The sequence below is a fragment of the Aliirhizobium sp. YIM B11859 genome, from assembly GCF_057163345.1.
Genome location: NZ_JBXHAY010000002.1, coordinates 1,017,411 through 1,038,401, shown reverse-complemented (window position 1 = coordinate 1,038,401; position 20,991 = coordinate 1,017,411). Strand labels below are relative to the sequence as shown.

Annotated in this window: 21 protein-coding genes; 4 read left to right on the top strand and 17 right to left on the bottom strand. The window is 61.0% G+C overall.

What is annotated here, in order from left to right; all coding sequences use genetic code 11:
* Window positions 1-37: 37 nt before the first annotated feature.
* From phnE (AC2GXZ_RS11235) to phnG, 11 genes are all read right to left on the bottom strand, one after another.
* Window positions 38-1,393 (bottom strand): phosphonate ABC transporter, permease protein PhnE, encoded by a 1,356-nt coding sequence (phnE, locus tag AC2GXZ_RS11235; RefSeq protein WP_483759220.1) that lies wholly within the window; start codon window positions 1,391-1,393, stop codon window positions 38-40.
* The gene (gene phnE / locus AC2GXZ_RS11230; RefSeq protein ID WP_483759415.1) at window positions 1,393-2,313 is read right to left on the bottom strand and encodes a phosphonate ABC transporter, permease protein PhnE; all 921 of its coding nucleotides are present in this window, start codon (window positions 2,311-2,313) and stop codon (window positions 1,393-1,395) included. The genes phnE (AC2GXZ_RS11235) and phnE (AC2GXZ_RS11230) overlap by 1 nt, the downstream gene beginning before the upstream one ends.
* A 124-nt stretch (window positions 2,314-2,437) precedes the next feature.
* On the bottom strand, window positions 2,438-3,343 hold the full coding sequence (gene phnD / locus AC2GXZ_RS11225; protein WP_483759219.1) for a phosphonate ABC transporter substrate-binding protein: 906 nt from the start codon (window positions 3,341-3,343) through the stop codon (window positions 2,438-2,440).
* Window positions 3,344-3,431: 88 nt separating this feature from the next.
* On the bottom strand, window positions 3,432-4,286 hold the full coding sequence (phnC, locus tag AC2GXZ_RS11220; RefSeq protein ID WP_483759218.1) for a phosphonate ABC transporter ATP-binding protein: 855 nt from the start codon (window positions 4,284-4,286) through the stop codon (window positions 3,432-3,434).
* 116 nt (window positions 4,287-4,402) lie between these two features.
* Window positions 4,403-5,020 (bottom strand): DapH/DapD/GlmU-related protein, encoded by a 618-nt coding sequence (locus AC2GXZ_RS11215; RefSeq protein ID WP_483759217.1) that lies wholly within the window; start codon window positions 5,018-5,020, stop codon window positions 4,403-4,405.
* A complete protein-coding gene (phnL, locus tag AC2GXZ_RS11210) occupies window positions 5,017-5,727 on the bottom strand; it encodes a phosphonate C-P lyase system protein PhnL (RefSeq protein ID WP_483759216.1) in 711 nt (236 codons plus the stop codon). The genes AC2GXZ_RS11215 and phnL overlap by 4 nt, the downstream gene beginning before the upstream one ends.
* Before the next feature lie 10 nt (window positions 5,728-5,737).
* The gene (phnK, locus tag AC2GXZ_RS11205; RefSeq protein WP_483759215.1) at window positions 5,738-6,514 is read right to left on the bottom strand and encodes a phosphonate C-P lyase system protein PhnK; all 777 of its coding nucleotides are present in this window, start codon (window positions 6,512-6,514) and stop codon (window positions 5,738-5,740) included.
* A complete protein-coding gene (locus AC2GXZ_RS11200; RefSeq protein ID WP_483759214.1) occupies window positions 6,511-7,395 on the bottom strand; it encodes an alpha-D-ribose 1-methylphosphonate 5-phosphate C-P-lyase PhnJ in 885 nt (294 codons plus the stop codon). Before AC2GXZ_RS11200 ends, phnK begins: the two co-directional genes overlap by 4 nt.
* A complete protein-coding gene (locus tag AC2GXZ_RS11195) occupies window positions 7,392-8,498 on the bottom strand; it encodes a carbon-phosphorus lyase complex subunit (RefSeq protein WP_483759213.1) in 1,107 nt (368 codons plus the stop codon). The genes AC2GXZ_RS11200 and AC2GXZ_RS11195 overlap by 4 nt, the downstream gene beginning before the upstream one ends.
* A 19-nt stretch (window positions 8,499-8,517) precedes the next feature.
* Complete coding sequence (gene phnH, locus AC2GXZ_RS11190; protein ID WP_483759212.1) at window positions 8,518-9,117, bottom strand: phosphonate C-P lyase system protein PhnH; 600 nt, start codon at window positions 9,115-9,117, stop codon at window positions 8,518-8,520.
* Entirely contained in the window at window positions 9,117-9,587 is a 471-nt protein-coding gene (gene phnG / locus AC2GXZ_RS11185; RefSeq protein ID WP_483759211.1) for a phosphonate C-P lyase system protein PhnG, read from the bottom strand. Before phnG ends, phnH begins: the two co-directional genes overlap by 1 nt.
* Window positions 9,588-9,676: 89 nt before the next feature.
* Here phnG and phnF point away from each other — a divergent pair, with 89 nt between their 5' ends.
* Window positions 9,677-10,411 carry a phosphonate metabolism transcriptional regulator PhnF gene (gene phnF / locus AC2GXZ_RS11180; protein WP_483759414.1) on the top strand — a complete coding sequence of 245 codons (735 nt, stop codon included), beginning with the start codon at window positions 9,677-9,679 and terminating at the stop codon, window positions 10,409-10,411.
* Between the two features lie 71 nt (window positions 10,412-10,482).
* Here phnF and AC2GXZ_RS11175 read toward each other — a convergent pair whose 3' ends face one another.
* The 6 genes from AC2GXZ_RS11175 to mepA all read right to left on the bottom strand — a co-directional run bounded on the left by AC2GXZ_RS11175 (window position 10,483) and on the right by mepA (window position 16,578).
* Window positions 10,483-11,118: a 2,3-bisphosphoglycerate-dependent phosphoglycerate mutase gene (locus AC2GXZ_RS11175; protein WP_483759210.1), complete on the bottom strand. Its 636-nt coding sequence runs from the start codon at window positions 11,116-11,118 to the stop codon at window positions 10,483-10,485.
* 16 nt (window positions 11,119-11,134) lie between these two features.
* Window positions 11,135-11,959 (bottom strand): 4-hydroxy-tetrahydrodipicolinate reductase, encoded by an 825-nt coding sequence (gene dapB / locus AC2GXZ_RS11170; protein ID WP_483759209.1) that lies wholly within the window; start codon window positions 11,957-11,959, stop codon window positions 11,135-11,137.
* Between the two features lie 22 nt (window positions 11,960-11,981).
* Window positions 11,982-13,763: an ABC transporter ATP-binding protein gene (locus tag AC2GXZ_RS11165; protein ID WP_483759208.1), complete on the bottom strand. Its 1,782-nt coding sequence runs from the start codon at window positions 13,761-13,763 to the stop codon at window positions 11,982-11,984.
* Window positions 13,764-13,881: 118 nt separating this feature from the next.
* Window positions 13,882-14,904 carry a glucokinase gene (locus AC2GXZ_RS11160; RefSeq protein WP_483759207.1) on the bottom strand — a complete coding sequence of 341 codons (1,023 nt, stop codon included), beginning with the start codon at window positions 14,902-14,904 and terminating at the stop codon, window positions 13,882-13,884.
* 19 nt (window positions 14,905-14,923) lie between these two features.
* On the bottom strand, window positions 14,924-15,244 hold the full coding sequence (locus AC2GXZ_RS11155; protein ID WP_483759413.1) for a methylglyoxal synthase: 321 nt from the start codon (window positions 15,242-15,244) through the stop codon (window positions 14,924-14,926).
* Between the two features lie 275 nt (window positions 15,245-15,519).
* Entirely contained in the window at window positions 15,520-16,578 is a 1,059-nt protein-coding gene (gene mepA, locus AC2GXZ_RS11150) for a penicillin-insensitive murein endopeptidase (protein ID WP_483759206.1), read from the bottom strand.
* Window positions 16,579-16,767: 189 nt separating this feature from the next.
* Here mepA and AC2GXZ_RS11145 point away from each other — a divergent pair, with 189 nt between their 5' ends.
* From AC2GXZ_RS11145 to AC2GXZ_RS11135, 3 genes are all read left to right on the top strand, one after another.
* A complete protein-coding gene (locus AC2GXZ_RS11145) occupies window positions 16,768-18,615 on the top strand; it encodes an extracellular solute-binding protein (RefSeq protein ID WP_483759205.1) in 1,848 nt (615 codons plus the stop codon).
* Between the two features lie 142 nt (window positions 18,616-18,757).
* On the top strand, window positions 18,758-19,840 hold the full coding sequence (locus AC2GXZ_RS11140; protein ID WP_483759204.1) for a microcin C ABC transporter permease YejB: 1,083 nt from the start codon (window positions 18,758-18,760) through the stop codon (window positions 19,838-19,840).
* Window positions 19,840-20,988, top strand: coding sequence for an ABC transporter permease (locus AC2GXZ_RS11135; protein ID WP_483759203.1), 1,149 nt, complete (start codon window positions 19,840-19,842; stop codon window positions 20,986-20,988). The genes AC2GXZ_RS11140 and AC2GXZ_RS11135 overlap by 1 nt, the downstream gene beginning before the upstream one ends.
* The last annotated feature ends 3 nt before the right edge of the window (window positions 20,989-20,991 follow it).

Here is a 20,991-nt window from a genome sequence, read left to right as displayed (position 1 = left end):
TGACAGAATGATGATGCCAGCCCCCATTCGGGGACTTTTAATGCGTCGGACCGCCGATCAGTCGCGAGCGGATCGCATTCGACACATTGTCGAACAGGAAGACGACGATGAGGATCAAAAGCACCATATAGGCGACCTTGTCCCAATCGGCATTCGTGCCCATCGCTTCGAGCAGCTTGAGGCCAATACCCCCTGCGCCGACAGCGCCGATGACGGTGGCCGAACGGGTGTTCGATTCCCAGAAATACAGCGACTGCGAGATGAACACCGGCAGCACTTGCGGCACCACGCCGAAGCGGTTGACGATCACCGGAGCGGCACCCACCGACTTGACGCCCTCGCGCTGCTTGTCGTCGACGTTTTCGACGGCTTCCGCATAGACCTTTCCGAGCGCGCCGGCATCGGTGAAGAAGATCGCCGCAATACCGGGGATCGGTCCGGGGCCGAAGGAGCGGGTGAAGAACAGCGCCCAGATCAGCATGTCGACCGAGCGGAGGAAGTCGAACAACCGCTTCATGCCCCAGTTTGCAGTGCGGTTGAGCGTGATGTTGCGGGCGGCGATAAAGGCGAGCGGGAAGGCGAAAAGTGTCCCGAGCAGGGTGCCGACAAAAGCCATGACCAGCGTCTGCAGCAGTTTCGACAGGATATCCGCATGCTGCCAGACATTGTTGCCGAGGAAATCGTCGACCATGTGACCGGCGTTGGAGCGGCTCGGATCGAGGCGATCGCCGACAGTGGCAAGCATCGCAAGCTCGCCCCAGCTTTTGCCCCAGAAGTCAGACTTGGTGTCGAACAGGAAGTTTGCCCAGCCGAGGAAGCGGCGCTGCACATAGACCTGGCTGCTACGGATTTCGGCCTGGCCCTCAAAACCGTAGTGGACGATGACCTTGGCTCCATCCTGCTGGATGGCAGAGGGCGCACCGGCAGGCGCGGTCGCTGCATCCTGCGTGATCGTCACCGGATAGGATTTGCCGTTGAGATAAACGTCGACCTGGCCGGTCATCACCTCAAGGCGGTCGCTGTCACTGCCATAGGTGACGGTATAGCCACCTGCCTGTGTCGGCTTCAGCCAGAATATGTCTGCGCCCTGCCGGTATTGACCGCGGCTCGACCATTGCGCCTTGACGGTGCCGTTATCCTCGAAACGCAGGCGTGGCTGGGCGCGCCAGGAGTACCAGTCCTGGACGTAGAGCGAGGCACGCTCCCACTGACCGTTCATGAAGGCCGGGCCGACATTGAAGGCGAAGAAGCAGATCAACAGATAGCTGACGACCGCGACTGAGCCGAGCACAAGCCCGTAGCGCCGCATGAAGGAACGATGGAAGACCTGCGGATAGGTGTCACGCAGACGCTCGCGGTCGGAAGCGTTGATGGCGGGGACCGAAGATGTCATCAGGCTGCTCCCCTGCCGAGTTCGAAGGACTGGTGGCCGATCAGTCGGCGGCGAAGCCAGCTGGAGAACTGATCGATGGCGATCACGCTGACAAGCAGCAGGATAATGATCGCATAGGTCTTGGCGGCATGGTCACGACCGATCGCCAGCCGGAATACTTCGCCGATGCCACCACCGCCGACGGCACCGATAATCGTCGAGGCGCGGACGTTGATCTCGGCGCGCAGCAGCGTGTAGGACACAAAATTCGGCAGCACCTGGGGAACGATGGCAAATCGCACCCGCTCGACCCAGCTGGCACCGGCGGCGCGCAGGCCCTCGTCCGGCTTCATGTCGGAGTTTTCGACCACTTCGAAGAACAGCTTTCCAAGCGCTCCGATCGTGTGGACGGTGATGGCGATGATTGCCGCGATCGGGCCGATCGACAGGATCGCGGTCAGTAGTCCGGCGATGACGATTTCCGGGAAGGCGCGCAGGATTTCCATGATCCGGCGTACCACGAAGCGGGTCATGCCGGCGCCGACGAGATTGGTCGAGGCGAAGAAGCAGAGCAGGAAGGCGATTGCCGAGCCGATGATCGTCGAAACCAGCGCGATGTTGATGGTGATGACCAGCTGGTAGAAGAAATTCGGAATGTAGAGCGTATCGGTGATGTAGTGGCGGTCGGCGGTGTAATTGTATTTCAGCGAGCCGTCGGCATAGGGCGAGGGCAGGTCGAACATTGCCCGGATGATTTCCATCGGGCTGTCCGGTACGAAGCTGCGGATGAAATCGAAGAAATAGGGCAGGCGTTCGAAGAACTTGCCGGCATTCGCGTCGTTGGCGAATTTCAGCGAGGCGAACAATACGGCGAGGAACACGACGATCGCGATGGCGGTATAGACACGGCGCGTCCGCAGCTGCTGCCGGTAATGCTGCATCATCATCGAAGCGGCCGGACCCAGTCCGCCGTTACTCTGTTCGCTGATATTCGCCATGATCCACGCTCTCTGTTGACGAACGGCGGCGCCTTTCGACGCCGCCGCCAGATACTGTCAGGAAAAATCAGCCGCCGATGACCGACTTACGAGCGTCGATGATCGTCTGGTAGAAGGATGCATCAACCTTGATGTATTCCTTGTTGTCGCCCTGGGTGTACGCCTTAAAGCAATCGTGGTCCTTCTTCGGCAGTTCGAGGAAGAAGGCTTCGACCTTGTCGCGCATGGTCTGCGGCAGCTTATTGGAAACCATCAGCGGACCGTTCGGGATCAGCGGCGACTTCCAGATCTGGACGATATCGTCCATGTCGAGAATGCCCTTGCCGACCATCTGGTGCAGGTTGCCGCCGGTATAACCGTCTTCCCACTTGCCAACGCCCGAACCGAAAGTCGTGCCGGCATCGAACTTCTTGTCGAGAACGGCGAGAACGAGGTTCTCATGACCGCCACCGAAGCCGGTCTCGGAGAAGTATTCCTTCACCGGAGCGCCGATTTCCTTCGGCAGGGCGACGTTCGGGACGAGGTAGCCGGAGGTCGAATCCGGGTCGGCGAAGCCGAGCTTCTTGCCCTTCAGGTCGGCAAGCGTCTTGATGCCCGAATCCTTGCGGGCGACCATGATCGAGTAATAGCCGCTGGAGCCGTCCGACTGGGTATAGGTCAGGATCGGATCGACGGCCTTCGGGTCCTTGATGGCGATCGCAGCGTAGGACGAAGCGCCCATCGAAGCGATGTCGATCGTGCCGCCGAGCAGACCCTGGATGACGCCGTTATAGTCCGGCGACGGGAAGATCTTGACTTCCGGAACGCCGGTTGCGGCCTTCAGGCCGTCAGCGACGCACTGGGTGTTGCGGATCTGGTCGGCTTCGTTTTCCGAGCCATCGAGACCGATGCGCAGAACCTTGACGTCCTGGGCCATTGCGGAGCCTGCGACGACGCTAAGCGCGACGGCAGCGAGAAGAGCTTTCTTCAGCATGGTTGGTCTCCTGTTTCCGGGTTATCCGGGAGGTGGGTCATGAAAAATTGCGCCCTTTACGCGGGCAGACGATCGTCAAGTGCGGGTCTCAGGCCCTGGCGTTCGCCAGCGTGCCGATGCCGCCCGATTCTTGTGGTTTGCTCACTTGAGCGCCGGGAATGTTGATGCTCGTCGAGGTCATCGTCTCGTCGACGCCGGCACCATCCTTGTCGGAGCCGTAGATTTCCTGCACGGCCTCGGCATTGAGCGCCGAGGGCGGACCGTCGAACACGACACTGCCGCCGGCCATGCCGATGATCCGTTCGCAATAGCTGCGGGCGGTATCGAGCGTGTGCAGATTGGTGATGACGGTAATGCCTTCCCGCTCGTTGATGTCACGCAATGCGTCCATCACGATCTTGGCATTGAGCGGGTCGAGCGAAGCGATCGGCTCGTCGGCAAGCAGCATCTTCGGCGCCTGCATCAGGGCACGGGCAATGGCCACGCGCTGCTGCTGTCCGCCGGAAAGCGTGCCGGCGCGCTGCATTGCAGTCTGCTCGATGCCGAGGCGCTCGAGCGCTGCAATCGCAGCCAGACGCTCGTCGTCGGAAAATATGCTGAGCAGGCTCATCATCGTCGAGCGGTGGTTCAGCCGGCCGAGCATGACATTGGTCAAGACGTCGAGGCGCGGAACGAGGTTAAACTGCTGAAAGATCATCGCGCAATCGCGCTGCCAGTTGCGCAGGCCGGCACCTCGCAGTGCCGAAACTTCCAGCCCGTTGAAATGGATCGACCCGGAGCTTGGCTCCTGCAGGCGATTGATCATCCGCAGCAGGGTTGATTTGCCGGCGCCGGACCGGCCGATAATGCCGACCATCTGGCCTTGGGGAATCTCCACGGTGACGGCATTGACCGCTGTGCGGTCGCCGAAACGACGGGTGATATTCCTCAATTCAAACTTCATGTTTTCTAGCCCGTCCAATCCCCTTGGTGGGGATCGGATTAGACTTGGTTGATGAAGCCTGAATGTCGATTCGATGTCAGTTTTGTTACAAGCGTGACGCTTCCGTAACGCTTTCGTTACGGCGCATAGCGCGAGAGAAAGTCCTCGGCCGACAATGCCCGGAAATCATCCAGTGCTTTGCGTAGCTTGAGATGATCCCAGTCCCACCATGCAAGCCGGTCCATGCCCTCGCCGACTTCCTTGGTGAAGCGCTCGCGAATAAGCTTGGCCGGAACGCCGCCGACGATCGTATAGGGCGCCACATCCTTCGACACGACGGCGCCCGCTCCGATCACCGCACCATTTCCGACGGTCACGCCGGGAAGCACCGTGGAGCCGTGGCCGATCCAGACGTCATGGCCGATCGTCACCCGGTTGTCGCGGCGCCACTCGAAGAAATCCGTCTCGTTTTCGGCGTCGTCCCAGTAATTGGCGGCGCGATAGGTGAAGTGATGCAGCGTCGCCCGCCAGGTCGGATGGTTGGTGGCGTTGATACGCACCGATGCCGCCATGTTGACGAACTTTCCGATCGTTGCGCACCAGATCGAGCCATCCTGCATAATGTAGGAATAGTCGCCGATCTCTGCCTCGTCGACGCGGCAGCGTTCGGAGATTTCGGTGTAACGCCCCACCGTCGAGTTGGTGACGGAAGCCGTCGGATGGATCGCGGGCTCCAGCCCGACCTTGACGCTCATGCTGCTATTGCCTTTCGGGGAGAGAACTTGGCGACATCGAGAATGCGGTCGGCCACCGCCTCGCGCACTTCCTCGTCATGGAAAATGCCAAGCATGGCGACGCCCTCCCGCTTCTTCGACGCGATCATCTCGACGACGACGCGGCGGTTGGTGGCGTCGAGCGAGGCGGTCGGCTCGTCGAGAAGCAGAATGCGGTGGCTGGTGATGAAGCCGCGGGCGATGTTGACGCGCTGCTGTTCGCCACCGGAGAACGTCGAGGGCGGCAGCGACCACAATTCGCGTGGCAGATTGAGTTTGGACAGAAGCTCGGCTGCCTTCTCCCTGGCTTCAACCGCCTCGACGCCCCGGGCGACGAGCGGTTCGGCGACGACATCGATCGCTGCCACACGCGGCACGGTGCGCAGGAACTGGCTGACATAACCCATCGTATGCCGCCTGACATCGATGATCGTGCGCGGGTCGGTGCTGGCGATATCGACGATCCTGTCCTTGTGCTCGACGAGGATCTGGCCGGCATCCACGGCATAGTTGCCGTAGAGCATTTTCAGGATCGAGCTCTTGCCGATGCCCGACGGACCGCCGAGCACGACGCATTCGCCACTGGCGACGGAAAAATTCACGTCCTTGACGACCGGCAGCTTGATGCCGTCGCGTAAGTGCATGGTGAAGCTCTTGAAGACTTCCGAGACGACGAGGGGAGTGGCCATGGTCACGGTCCTATACTTGCAAAATCGAGGAGACGAGCAACTGGGTATAGGGCTCGCGCGGATCGTCGAGCACCCGGTCGGTCAACCCATGCTCGATCACGTGCCCGTCCTTCATAACCATCATCCGGTGGGACAGCAGCCTGGCGACCGCAAGGTCATGGGTCACGACGATTGCGGCCAGCCCCAGATCGTTGACGAGACCGCGAACGAGATCGAGCAGGCGCGCCTGAACGGACACATCAAGGCCGCCGGTCGGCTCGTCCATGAACACGAGACGCGGGCCGGTGACGAGATTGCGGGCGATCTGCAGGCGCTGTCGCATGCCACCGGAAAAGGTACGCGGCTGATCGTCGATACGGTCGGCGGAGATTTCCACCCGGCCGAGCCAGTCGGTCGCAGTCTCGCGGATTTTTCCGTAATGCCGGTCGCCGACCGCCATCAGTCGCTCGCCGACATTGGCCCCTGCAGACACCGTCATGCGCAGGCCGTCGGCCGGGTTCTGGTGCACGAAGCCCCAGTCGGTGCGCATCAGGAAGCGGCGTTCGGCCTCGCTCATGCGGTAGAGGTCGCGGAAGCCGCCATCGCGCATCCGGTATTCGACGCTGCCGGCTGTCGGCATTAGTCGGGTGGAGAGGCAGTTGAGCAGCGTCGTCTTGCCGGAACCGGATTCGCCGACGATGGCGAGTGCTTCGCCGGGCCAGAGTTCGAAATTGACATCCTTGCAGCCGATCCGGCTGCCGTAGAATTTCGAGACACCGCTGACTTTGAGGAGAGGATGGTCACTCATTCTGCGGCCTCCTGGTTCGGGGCGAGCATGGCGCCGACATGGCCATTGTCGCGACGGTCTTCGCAATGGTCGGTATCGGAGCAGACGAACATCCGTCCGCCCTTGTCGTCGAGAATGACTTCATCGAGATAGACGCCATGCGCGCCGCAAAGCGCACAGTCCTGCTCGAATGTCTGGATCTCGAACGGGTAGTCCTCGAAATCCAGGCTGACGACTTCCGTATGCGGCGGCACCGCATAGATGCGTTTCTCGCGCCCGGCGCCGAACAGCTGCAGCGCATCCGACATATGCATTTTCGGGTTGTCGAATTTCGGGGTCGGCGACGGGTCCATCACGTATCGGCCATCCACCTTGACCGGATAGGCATAGGTTTTCGATATGCGGCCGTTGATCGCGATATCCTCGTAAAGCTTCACATGCATGAGGCCGTATTCCTCCAGCGCATGCATCTTGCGGGTCTCTGTCTCGCGCGGCTCGAGGAAGCGCAAAGGCTCGGGGATAGGCACCTGATAGACAAGGACCTGTCCTTCCGTGAGCTTCTGCTCAGGGATCCGGTGGCGCGTCTGGATGATCGTCGCATCCTTCGTATGCGTCGTCACCGCGACGTCGGCGACCTTCTGGAAGAAGGCGCGGATGGAGACGGCATTGGTCGTGTCGTCTGCGCCCTGGTCGATCACCTTCAGCACGTCTTGCGGTCCGATGATCGAAGCCGTCACCTGCACGCCGCCGGTCCCCCAGCCATAGGGCATCGGCATTTCACGTGAGGCAAACGGCACCTGGTAGCCGGGAATGGCGATCGCTTTCAGGATCGCGCGACGGATCATCCTTTTCGTCTGCTCGTCGAGATAGGCGAAGTTGTAGGTGGCGAGATCGGCACTCATTCGGCGGCATCCTTCATCTCGTTATCGGCATTGCGGGAAGCCTCGATATCGGCGCGCATCTTGCGCACCATCGCGAGTTCCGCCTGGAAGTCGACGTAATGCGGCAGCTTCAAGTGTTCGACGAAGCCGGTCGCCTGAACGTTGTCGGAATGCGATATGACAAATTCCTCGTCCTGCGCCGGCGCGGTAACGTCCTCGCCGAGTTCTTCGGCGCGAAGCGCCCGGTCGACGAGCGACATCGACATCGCCTTTCGCTCGCTCTGTCCGAACACCAGGCCATAACCTCGGGTAAACTGTGGGGGCGCCTTGGACGAGCCCTTGAACTGGTTGACCATCTGACATTCGGTGACGCGGATGCGGCCGAGCGAGACGGAAAAGCCGAGTTCCGGCACATCCATCTCCACCTCTACCTCGCCGATGCGGATCTCGCCGACGAACGGATGGTTACGGCCGTAACCGCGCTGCGTGGAATAACCGAGCGCCAGCAGAAAACCCTCGTCGCCGCGAGCCAGTGCCTGAAGCCTCAGGTCACGGCTCATCGGAAATTCCAGCGGTTCGCGAGTCAGGTCGCCTGCCTGATGATCGAGGGGAAGTTCGCCGTCCGCTTCGATCAGGCCCTCATGCGCAAGGATGTCGGAGACGCGGATGATCTCCTCTCCGGTTGCTTCCCTGACTGCCGGCTCGTCGACCGCCTCGTCGGAGAGAAGCGAAGGGTCGAGCAGGCGGTGGGTATAGTCGAAGGTCGGGCCGAGCAACTGGCCGCCCGGAAGATCCTTGTAGGTGGCGGAGACGCGGCGCTCGACATGCATCTCGGCCGTATCCAGCGGCACCGAGTTGCCGAAACGTGGCAAAGTGGTGCGGTAGGCACGCAGCAGAAAGATCGCCTCGATCAGGTCGCCGCGCGATTGGCGTACTGCAAGCGCTGCAAGCGAGCGGTCGTAAAGCGAAGCCTCCGCCATCACGCGATCGACGGCCAGGCCCAGCTGTTCGGCAACCTGTTCGATCGTAAGGGAAGGGAGCGAACGATCGCCCCGGCGCCGGTCGGCGAGAAGCCGGTGGGCATTGTTGATGGCGGCTTCGCCACCCTTGACGGCAACATACATGGTCTACTCTCCTTGGGGCTTAAGCCGCGATCTTCGTCGTGCGAGGCAGGCACAGGAAGCTGCGGCCGGCAGTCAGGATCACATCGATACCGCGTGGAAACAGCGGACGGTTGTCAGCCCACAAACGCAGGAAGGCTTCGGGCACGCCGTCGATTTCCACAGCCTTCGTCTGAAGGATGCCCGGTCCGGACAGGGTGAATGTCTGGCCTTCTCCGAGTGCGGTCACTTCGATGACCAGTGTTGTCGACCGGTCTGGATATTCCTGCGTCCCCAGCGAGAAGAGGCCAAACGAAGAAAGTGCGGTTCCTGCCTCGACGAAGGCGAAGCGCGCCTCGGCCTTCTCGCGCGTCACCGGCGCACCGGAATGGAAGCCGATCCATTCGGCAACGGCCGATTTGGAAAAGCCGGCGCTCAGCCATGTCGGCGTGTCGTGATCGCAGAGGGTCAGCGCGATGGCGCCTGCTGCAGGCCGGAGCGGTTCGGGTTGGCCGGCGTCGTAATCGACGGTGTGGATCGATCCCGGTCTTGCCATCCCATCCATCAGCATGCGGAAGACGCCCTGGGATTCAAACACCGGGTTGGAGAACCCACCGGAAAAAGCTTCTGTACTGCCAGCCATCAGTCGTCACCTCGAACCATGGTGAAGAAATCGACGCGGGTCGCGGCGGTCTCTTCTGCCTTTGCCTTGTCTTCGGCCGCAATTCTTGTCTCGACAGGGGCGAGCAGGGCATTTTCGACGAAATCGCGCGTCGCCTCTTCCTGCCAGAGCGCATCGAAGATCGCTGCCAGCCTTGCCTTTTCCTTGTCGGTGCCAAGCGACTGCGCGTGACCGATTGTGCCGGACGCAAGCGCCACGGTCGCGCGCGTCACGGTCGCTTCGCCGAGATTGAATGGGCTTCCGCCTCCGCCGATGCGCCCGCGCACCATGACCAACCCGGTTTCCGGGCCGCGGACCGGCTTCGTCTCCGGCCTGTCTGTTAACGCCTCCCATACGGCGCGCAGTTCGTTCGGCGTCGCGCCGGCGAGAAGGGAAGCGCACCGGCGGCGGCCTGCCTGTTCGGGCGGCTGGGTCTGCTCTGCAGGGTTCATGGCCAATCTCCAAAATGTCTATTGATATAGACAACTATACAAGATAACCTAGCCATAACTTTTGGATATAACAAGCGTGTGACATGGATATGCAGGAAGTGGCCGTTCGCCGGCAGAATGGAGTGGCGCTCTGGCGGCAGATTGCCGATCGGATACGGTCGGCCATCGCCGAAGGTGACTATGATGCCGCCGGAAAGGTACCGCCCGAAGTGATGCTTGCGGAGCAGTTCGGCGTCAACCGCCACACCGTGCGCAGTGCACTGGCGGCGCTTGCGCAAGAAGGTATCGTTCAGGCGGTGCAGGGTCGAGGAACACTGATCCTGCGCAAGGAGAGGCTGAACTTTCCGATTTCACGGCGCACGCGCTTCAGCCAGGGCATTGGTGATCAGGCAAGGGAGAAGGAAGCCATCCTGCTCGCCTCTTTCGAGGAGGCGGCGACCGCTGATCTTGCCAGGCGGCTGCAATTGCCTGCTGGCACCCGGCTCATTCGTGTGGAGACCGTGAGAAAGGCGGATCGCCGGCCTGTATCGCGCGCCACGGCCTGGTTTCCGGCGGATCGTTTCGCGGGAATTGCCGATGCCTATCGCCACAGCGGATCGATCACCGCGGCTTTTGCAGCATTGGGCCTGACCGACTATGTGCGCGTCTCCACCGAGATCACCGCCGTCCATGCCGACAATGACGATCTCTCGTCGCTGGAACTCTCGCCCGGCGCGATCATACTCGTCACGCGAGCGCTGAATGCCGATCCGGATGGCGTACCGGTCCAATATGCCGTCAGCCGCTTTCCGGCCGACGCGGTGCAGTTTACGATCGAGAATTGAGAAGGCGGAAACGGAAAACGCCAGTCGCAGTTTCCTGTCGGCTGGCGCAGATCATCATCTGGAATTGGCGCTTAGTGAGCGCCTGACATGTCTCCGAGCACGTCCTTGGAAGCAACCGTCGAGTCGGCGTTGAGCTTGTAGACCATCGGAACGCCGGTCGCGAGATTGACGTTGAGGATCTCTTCCTTGCTCAGCTTGTCGAGCACCATCACCAGCGAGCGCAGCGAATTGCCATGGGCAGCAACCAGAACCTTCTCGCCGCGCAGCACGCGGGGCAGGATCTCGGTCAGGTAATAGGGCCAGACGCGGGCACCGGTGTCGCGCAGGCTTTCGCCGCCCGGAGGCGGCACGTCATAGGAACGGCGCCAGATGTGGACCTGCTCTTCGCCCCACTTGGCGCGTGCGTCGTCCTTGTTGAGGCCCGATAGATCGCCATAGTCGCGTTCGTTTAGCGCCTGATCGCGGATCGTCTGGAGGTCAGGCTGGCCGACCTTGCTGAGCACGATCTTCAAAGTGTTCTGCGCGCGCTGCAGATCCGAGGTGAAGGCGATGTCGAATTTGATGCCGGTATCGGCAAGTGCCTGACCGCCGGTTTCGGCTTCCTGGATGCCGAGCGGCGTGAGATCAGGATCCTTCCAGCCGGTGAACAGGTTTTTGAGATTCCAGTCGCTCTGGCCGTGGCGAACGAGGACGAGAGTACCGCTCATGAATGACCTCCGAATATTATTGATTTGAGAGCCCGAGCACGTCGAGCATCGAATATTGACCGGGCTTCTTATCGCGCGCCCAAAGGGCTGCTGCAACTGCCCCGCGCGCGAAAATCGAGCGATCACGGGCACTGTGCGACAATGTAACCAGCTCGCCTTCGCCTGCCAGGATCACGGAATGGTCGCCGACGACCGAGCCGCCGCGCAGCGTCGCAAAGCCGATCGAACCGCCGGGGCGCGGGCCGGTATGGCCGTCGCGAACCCGCACCGACTGGCTCGAAAGGTCGATATTGCGCCCCTCGGCGGCTGCCTGGCCCAAAAGCAGGGCCGTGCCGGAAGGCGCGTCGACTTTGTGCTTGTGGTGCATCTCGACGATCTCGATATCCCAACCATCGGCCGGAAGCGCCCGTGCAGCCTGTTTCGCCAGCACGCCGAGAAGATTGACGCCAAGGCTCATATTGCCGGATTTGACCACCCGCGCATGCCGGCCGGCGGCGGCGAATTTTGCCTCGTCTGAGGTCGAGCAACCCGTCGTTCCGATCACGTGCACGATGCGTGCCTGGGCGGCAAGTCCCGCAAAGGCGACGCTGGTGGCCGGTGTGGTGAAATCGACCACGCCCTCGGCATCCAGAAAGCCCTTGAGCGGATCACTGGTCACCGCAATACCGATTGGCCCGACACCGGCAAGTTCGCCCGCATCCTTGCCGACGAAGGGCGACCCGTCGCGGGCGATCGCTGCATGAAGGATGACGCCGGGCGTCTCATGTATGACCCGGATAAGGGTTTGGCCCATTCGTCCGCCGGCACCCACCACCACCAGCTTCATGTCACCATTGCTCATGTCTATCCGTATTCCTGCCTGGTCAGTGCTGTGACGGTGCCTGAAGATTGTTGAGGCGAGCGTAAAGACCCTGTTTCCGCTGCGCAAGCTCTTCATGGCTGCCTTCTTCGACAACCCGTCCGTCCTGCATCACCACGATCTTGTCGGCGTTGACGACGGTCGAAAGGCGGTGCGCGATGACGATGACGGTACGGCCGCGCATCGCTGTGTCGAGCGCCTTCTGCACGGCCGCTTCCGACTCGTTGTCGAGGGCCGAGGTTGCCTCGTCGAGAAGCAGGATCGGGGCATTGCGTACCAGCGCGCGGGCAATCGAAAGCCGCTGCCTTTGGCCGCCGGAGAGCGTTACGCCATTTTCGCCGACAGGCGTGTCGTAACCTTGAGGCTGCGCGATAATGAAGTCATGCGCATGTGCAAGCTTTGCCGCCTCCTCGACTTCCGCATCCGTGGCCTCAGGCCGGCCGTAGCGGATATTGTCGCGGATCGAGCCCTCGAAAAGATAGGGCTGCTGCGACACATAGGCGAGCTGGTGGCGCAACGAGGACTTGGTGACTTCGGCGATGTTTTGGCCGTCCACCAGGATCTGCCCTTCGGCCGGATCGTAGAAGCGCGGAATGAGGTTGATGATCGTCGACTTGCCGGCGCCGGACGGGCCGACCAGAGCGGTGGTTTTGCCGCCCTCGGCAACGAGGTTGACGCCCTGCAGGATCGGAGAACCGGCCGCATAGGAAAACACCACGTCCTTGAGCTCGACCTTGGCCTCGGTGATGGCAAGGTCGGCGGCACCAGGCTTCTCGCGTTGTGCCGGCTGAAGGTCGAGAAGCGCGTATATCATCTGTGCATTGACCACGGCGCGGTCCATCTGAACCTGCAGCTTGGCAAGCCGGCGGGCCGGATCATAGGCCATCAGCAGCGCGGTCACAAAGGAGAAGAAGGCGCCCGGCGGCACATTGGCGTAGATCGAGCGGAACGCCGCATAGGCGAGCACGCTGGAAATCGCAAAGCCGGCGAAGGTTTCCGTCAGTGGCGACGTCCGCTCAGAAAGACGCGCAATCCGGTTGGAACGGGCTTCGGCGGTGTGGATGATCTTGTTGACCTTGAGCTCCAGCTCCTGCTCCATGGTGAAGGCCTTCACCACCGAGATGCCCTGCACGGTTTCCTGCATGGCGCCGAGAACACGACTGTTGATCTCGACCGATTCACGCGTTGCAAGCCTCAACCGGCGCGACACGTAGCGAAGCGCGTAAAGCAGCGGAGGCGCGACTGCAAAGACGATCAGCGACAGAACCCAGTCCTTGGAGATCATCACGGCGACCAGCGAGACGAGCGTCAGCAGGTCCCGGGCGGTCGACGTGACGGTGAGGTTCATCACGTCGCGTATGCCGGCAATGTTCTGGCTGATCTGGGCCGCCAGGTGCGAGGAACGCGCTTCGGAAAAAAAGCCGACCGACAAGGTCATCAGATGGCTGTAGAGCCGGCGCTGATAGCGTGCGACGATGTTGTTGCTTATCTTCGAAAGGGCCACGGCCTGTCCATAGGTGGCAAAGCCGCGCAGCACGAAGGCGGCAAGGATCGAGCCGCAGATAAGCCAGACGATATCTGCCCGCTTGTTGGCGAACGCCTCGTTGACCACGGACTCCATGATCCATGCCGTGAACGCGGTCGATAGAGCCACCACGATCAGACAGCTGATGGCGAAAACGTAACCGCGGACGTGATCGCGGCCGTTTTCCGAAATGATGCGCTTCAGGACGCTGACAACAGTAGTGGAGTCAACGTGGCGCTTTTTGTCTTTTTCGGCCTTCAATGGAAAGTCCCAATTCGGCAGGATTGCTGCGTAGTTTCAGAAGGGGCTTGTTAACCCCTTGCTTGTGGTTTTGCCAGCCAACCCTGCCGGATTCGTTAACGGTGTGACTTTCCGGCATTCACCGGCGCCAGCAGCGGCCTTCCGTCGCAATCCCATAGGCGCCCGGGGTGCGGGCATAGCTGGCGAGACCTGCCAGTGCCGCCTGCGGATGCGTGACGACGAAAGTCGGGATCGTCTTCATCAGGTCCTTGTGCGGCGCCTTGTCTTCGAACGCGGCGCGGAAGAACGGCTTTTTCAATTCCGGCAGGATTTTCGGCGAAATGCCGCCGCCGAGGAAAACGCCGCCGCGTGCCATGAAGATCAGCGCAAGATCGCCAGCCAGACGGCCGAGATAAGTGACGAAAAGCTCGAGTGCTTCCGCGGCCTGGCCGTTCTTGCCGCCAAGGCCCGCTTCGGTCACGTCCGCCGGGCTCTTGATGCTGGGGGAAACGCCATCGGCTGCGCAGACGGCGTCGTAGATGTGCAGAAGTCCGCGCCCGGAAATGATTTCCTCGGCCGAAACACGCCCTTCAATGGTGACGAGATGCGGGAAGATCTCGAGGTCCCGCGGGGTGCGCGGTCCTATATCCACATGGCCGCCTTCGCCCGGCACAGGGAACCATGTCTCCTGCGCGTGAAGCAGGCCGGCTACGCCGAGACCCGTGCCGGGGCCGAGCACGACGCGGGTTGCGTCGACGGCCGGCAGCGGCGCGCCGATGGTTTCCCGATCGCCATCCTTCAGCGTGGCGATCGCAAGCGCCTGGGCCTCGAAATCGTTGAGCACCAGAACGGCGTCGAAACCGAGTTCGCCGATCATTTTTTTCGGCCTGACGACCCAGTCGCAATTGGTCAGGTCGATCTCGTCGCCGTCGATCGGGCCGGCAATGGCAAGGATCGCCGAGCGCGGCTTGGGCAGGTCGGGATTGTTGAACACCTTCTCGACGATCGCATCATCGATCGTCTCATAGTCCGCTGTCTGGACATGGACGAAATCCGTTGCCTTGGTTTCGGCATCGGCAAGAATGGAGAAGCGGGCATTGGTCCCGCCGATATCTCCGATCAGGATAGGGAAAGGCAATGTGTCGGATTGAGCTTTGGCCATGGTGAACGGATCTCGCGGATTATTGAAAGTCGATGAGATGTTCTGCGGTGGCGCGGTTGAGCGCCATCGGAATGTCGTAGACGGTTGCAAGCCGGGTCAGGGCCTTGACGTCGACGTCGTGAGGCAGGGCGGAAAGCGGGTCGATGAAAAAGACCAGCATGCCGACCTCGCCGGTCGCGATCATCGCGCCGATCTGCTGGTCGCCGCCAAGCGGACCGCTTTTCAGCGGCGTGACGTCGAGGCCGGGACATGCATCCAGCACACGGCCGCCGGTTGTACCCGTCGCGACGATGCGAAATTTCGCAAGCGCCGCCTGATGCTGGCGGGCGAAATCCGTCATCTCATCCTTTTTCAGATCATGCGCGATCAGCGCAATGCAAGGCTTGGACGTTTCCAAATGCCTTCCTCCCCTCCTGCCCCTGCACGCAAACCGATCCGGCGGGCTTGCCGCCTGTCTAATAACGATCGATCAGCACGCTAAGACTTTGATTTCAAACATCGAGCCTTGGCAAATATCAATAAAAGTCACAGTTCGATGTCAGGGTTCTAGCGCGCTCGAAGAGATATGGGAAGGCTTGCATGCACCATTGCCGCACCGGCCGCGGCCGCAGTGTCTCAGCGCAGCGGACGTTGGCGTGGCAGCGGCACGTTCGAAGGGACTTGCGTCGGATCGGAGACGATGGGATCGGCTGATACTGCCGCGGCCGGCAGGGCGGGCTGGCTGGAATAGGCCATGGCCGGACCGCCATAGGTGGCGTCCTGCTCGGACCGCGATGGTGCCGCAAGCACCGCCGTGCAGGCCTTGGGCAGATCGGACAGCATCACCTGCCGTGGCTTGACCGGCTTCTTGTTCGGATCGGCCGGCTTCGGCGGCGCCCATGGCTCCGGGCCGAACCACCAGGCCAGCGCCTTGCTGTTGCAGTCGTCGGTGGCAGGCGTGGCGGCCTGGCGCTCGCAGCCGGCAGCCCCCGGCGGGCAGTTCATCCGGATATGGAAATGCTCGTCATGGCCGTAGACCGGCCGCACCTTGCCGAGAAGGCTGCGGTCGCCCGTCCAGGTTTCGCAGAGCTTCTTCTTGATCGCCGGATTGACGAAGACGCGCTGTACCTGCGGATAGCTCGCCGCCTGCATGACCAGCCGTGCATGGGTATCGGTCCATCGGCGGTTATCGACCGTCAGGAACTTGCTCTTGTCGAGCATCGACGTAAACGGCAGGTTTTCCCGCTGCTCCACGCTCATCGCCTGCGCCGGCTTCGGCGTGAACCACACGTCGGCATCGAGGCCGATCTGGTGCGAGGCATGGCCATTGATCATCGGGCCGCCGCGCGGCTGTGAAATATCGCCGACCAGAATGCCGCTGCCCCAGCCTAATTGGGCGGCATCGCCGGAAAACTGTTCGAGCAGCGCGATCATCGCGGGATTGCCCCAGCGGCGGTTGCGCGACAGGCGCATCGCCTGCCAGGTCGGTCCATCCGTCGGCAGCGCCACCGCGCCCGACATGCAGCCCTTGGCATAAAAGCCCATTGGCGCGGGAGATGCCGCATTCGGCAATCTGACGGCACCGAACAATTGCTTGGCGGTCTTCGCCTCCTGGGCCAGAGCCATGTCGGCCAAAGAACCAAAGAGCGTTACCGCCGCCGTCAGCCCGAGGACCGCCTTCGAGATCGATTTCATATGCATCCGCCGCAAATCACTTCCGCTGTGATCTTAATCTGAAATGCGATTTTGGTGAAATGGAGATCGGCGCCCGCCGAACGAACGTAGTGGTGCGCGCGATAAATCGCTTGTGAGTGGACGCTCCTGTTTTTTGCCCTCTTTTGCCCTATGCTTCGCTGCAACAAACTAGTCGAGAAGGAATATTGCATGGATTTGGCGCGTCTGCAGAAGGGTCTTGCAATCGTCCTGGCGGCCTCGGCCATCGCATCATGGGCGGTGGCCGATGAGGTGAAGCAGGAACCGAACTGGCGATACGGCATGGCCGTAATCGGAAACCTGCAGCTGCCGGCGGATTTCAAGCAGCTTCCCTATGTCGACGTGAACGCGCCAAAGACCGGCGAGCTTCGTCTGGCGGATGAGGGGACGTTCGACAATCTCAACATGGTGATAGACAGGGGAGCCGCGGCCTCCGGGCTCGGCATGATCTACGATACGCTGATGAAGCGTTCGGAAAACGAGGTGTTCGGCACCTATGGATTGCTGGCAGAGGCGGTCTCTTATCCCGACGACATGTCCTCCGTCACCTTCCGCCTGAGGGCAGAGGCGAAATGGGCCGACGGCGAACCTGTTACCCCGGACGACGTTGTCTTCAGCATGACGATGCTGAAGGAAAACAGCGCCTTCTATTCCGGCTATTACCGCCATGTTTCTGCGGTTGAAAAGACGGCCGAGCGTGAGGTGACCTTCCGTTTCGACGAAAAGGACAACAAGGAACTGCCATCGATCGTCGGTGATTTTCCGATCATGCCCAAGCATTGGTGGGAGGGTTCTGACGCCAAGGGCCAGAAGCGCGACATCACCCGCACGACGCTGGATGCCCCGATGGGATCAGGCCCTTACAAGATTGCGTCCGTCCAACCGGGGTCCAGCATCCGTTACGAATTGCGCGACGACTACTGGGGCAAGGATCTGCCGATCAATCGCGGCCAGTATAATTTCCGCAATGTCAGCTACACGTATTTTTCCGATAGCGATGTCGAGTTCGAGGCATTCCGGGCAGGCAACGTCGACTACCGTCGCGAAAACAGCTCGAGCCGCTGGGCGACACGATATGATTTCGATGCGGTCAAGGATGGCCGGGTCACCCGCGAGGCTCTGACCAATCCCTTTAAGGCAACCGGGATCATGCAGGCGCTGGTTCCCAACATGCGTCGCGACCAGTTCAAGGACGCGCGGGTCCGCGAAGCCCTGAACTATGCGCTCGACTTCGAGGATCTCAACAAGAACCTCGCCTATGGTGGCCTGAAGCGTGTCGACAGCTTCTTCTGGGGAACTGAACTGGCATCCTCCGGCCTGCCTCAGGGCAAGGAGCTCGAAATCCTTGATGAGTTGAAGGACAAGGTGCCGGCAGCAGTCTTCACCACGCCTTATGCGAACCCTGTCGGAGGCGATCCGAACAAGGTGCGCGACAACCTGCGCAAGGCCGTCGGCCTGTTCAAGGAGGCCGGCTGGGAACTCAAGGGCAATCGCATGGTCAATGCGAAGACCGGCCAGCCGATGAGTTTTGAGATCCTCTTGAATAGCGCCGGCATGGAGCGCTCGGTCAATCCCTTTGTCGCCAGCCTCAAGAAGATCGGCGTTGATGCCCGCCTGCGCACCGTGGATGCCTCGCAATATATCAACCGCACCCGCAGCTTCGACTATGACATGATCTGGTCTGTCTGGGGCCAGACGATGAACCCCGGCAACGAACAGGCCGAATACTGGGGCTCACAGTCGAAGGACCGGCAGGGTTCGCGAAACTATGCAGGCATTGCCGATCCAGCGGTCGATGCGCTGATCAGGAAGATCGTCTTCGCCCCGAACCGCGATGATCAGGTCGCAGCGATCAAGGCGATGGACCGGGTCCTGCTGGCAAATCACTACGTCGTGCCGCTCTTTTATTCCGGTGAGGAAAAGATCGCTTATTGGAACAGGCTTGCCCATCCGCAAACGCTGCCGGAATATGGCATCGGTTTTCCCGATGCATGGTTTGCCAAGCAGCCTGCCAAGTAAGATGCTTGCGCCTTCAAGCCCAGCTGTTCCAAATGGCCGGATTGATTCGCTCGAAAACGAAGGAAAACCGATTGATCCTTGCGCGGACCCGCGGTGAAATGCTCGACGCCTTGACCCTGCATATCATCGGCAGGCAGCTCTGATGGGCGCCTATATCCTTCGCCGCCTGCTTCTGATGATCCCGACCATCGTCGGCATCATGGCGATCTCGTTTCTCGTCGTGCAGTTTGCGCCGGGCGGCCCGGTCGAGCAGGTGATCGCCCAGATCCAGGGGCAGGATACGGGCGACCGGCTATCCGGTGGTGGCAACGATCTGGCAGCGCAGGGCGGCGGCAACGAGCAGGGCTATCGCGGCGCACAGGGCCTCGATCCGGATTTCATCAAGAAGCTCGAGCAGCAGTTCGGCTTCGACAAGCCGCCGCTCACCCGCTTCCTCGACATGATGTGGAACTATATCCGCTTCGATTTCGGCGAGAGCTTCTTCCGCAACACGCCGGTGATCGATCTCATCCTCGACAAGCTGCCGATCTCCATGTCGCTCGGCTTCTGGATCCTGATCGTCTCCTACCTGATCTCCATCCCGCTCGGCATCCGCAAGGCGGTCAAGGACGGATCGAGCTTCGACATCTGGACCTCGGGCGTCATCATCGTCGGTTATGCAGTGCCGAGCTTCCTGTTCGGCATCCTCCTGATCGTCCTGTTCGCCGGCGGCTCCTTCTTCGACTGGTTCCCCTTGCGCGGCCTCGTCTCCGACAATTTCGATGAGCTGACCTGGTGGCAGAAGATCGGCGATTATTTCTGGCACCTGACCCTGCCGCTGATCGCCATGTCGCTATCGGCCTTCGCCACCACGACACTCCTGACGAAAAATTCCTTCATCGACGAAATCAAGAAGCAGTATGTCACGACGGCCCGCGCCAAGGGGTTGACCGAACGGCAGGTGCTTTACGGTCATGTCTTCCGCAATGCCATGCTGATCGTCATTGCCGGTTTCCCGGGCGCCTTCATCTCGGCCTTCTTCACCGGTTCGCTGCTGATCGAGACGATCTTCTCGCTGGATGGCCTCGGCCGTCTCGGCTATCAGGCGATCCTCGGGCGGGATTATCCGATCGTCTTCGGCACGCTTTATATCTTCTCGCTGATGGGCCTCGTCGTGAACCTCATCTCCGACCTGATCTATACCTGGATCGATCCGCGCATCGATTTCGAGCGGAGGGATGTCTGATGAACGCCCCATCCGTCGCCGCCCCGGCAGAAATCACGCCGCCGGCAAAACGCCCTTTCCTGTCGCCGACAACCAGGCGCAGGCTCGCCAATTTCCGCGCCAACAAGCGCGGCTTCTGGTCCTTCTGGATCTTCATGATCCTGTTCGTCCTGAGCCTGTTTGCCGAATTGATCGCCAATGACCGGCCGATCGTCGCCTCCTACAAGGGCGAGATCCTCTATCCGGTGCTTGTCGACTATCCGGAGGAGAAATTCGGCGGCTTTCTCGCGACCACAGATTATCGCTCCGATTTCATCCAGGAAGAGATCAATGCCAATGGCTGGATGATCTGGCCGCCGATCCGCTATTCCTACCAGACGGTCAATTCGCAGATCCCCCATTCGGCCCCGACCAAGCCCTTCTGGCTGATGGCGAAGGAAGATCGCTGCAAGGCCTATCCGCAGGGCGACCGCGATCCGAACTGCATCACCGGCAATCTCAACTGGCTCGGCACCGACGATCAGGCGCGCGACGTCATGGCCCGGATGATCTATGGTTTCCGCATCTCCGTCCTGTTCGGTCTGGTACTGACCATTTGCTCGGCGGTGATCGGTGTCGGTGCCGGCGCCGTGCAAGGGTATTTCGGCGGCTGGACCGATCTCCTGATGCAGCGCTTCATCGAGATCTGGTCGGCCATGCCGGTGCTTTATATTCTATTGATCATCGCCTCTATCCTGCCGCCGGGCTTCTTCATTCTGCTCGGTATCCTGCTGCTCTTCTCCTGGGTCAGCCTCGTCGGAGTGGTGCGGGCAGAATTCCTGCGGGCGCGCAATTTCGAATATGTGAGAGCGGCGCGTGCGCTCGGCGTTGGAAACTGGACGATCATGGTTCGCCACCTTCTGCCCAACGCCATGGTGGCGACGCTCACCTTCATGCCCTTCATCCTGTCGGGCTCGATCGCCACGCTCACTTCGCTCGACTTCTTGGGGTTTGGCATGCCGCCCGGCTCGCCGTCGCTGGGCGAGATGATTGCCCAGGGCAAGAACAATCTCCAGGCGCCCTGGCTGGGTCTGACTGCCTTCTTCACCATGTCGATCATGTTGTCTCTGCTGATTTTCATCGGCGAGGCGGTGCGCGATGCCTTCGACCCCCGCAAGACGTTCCGGTGATAT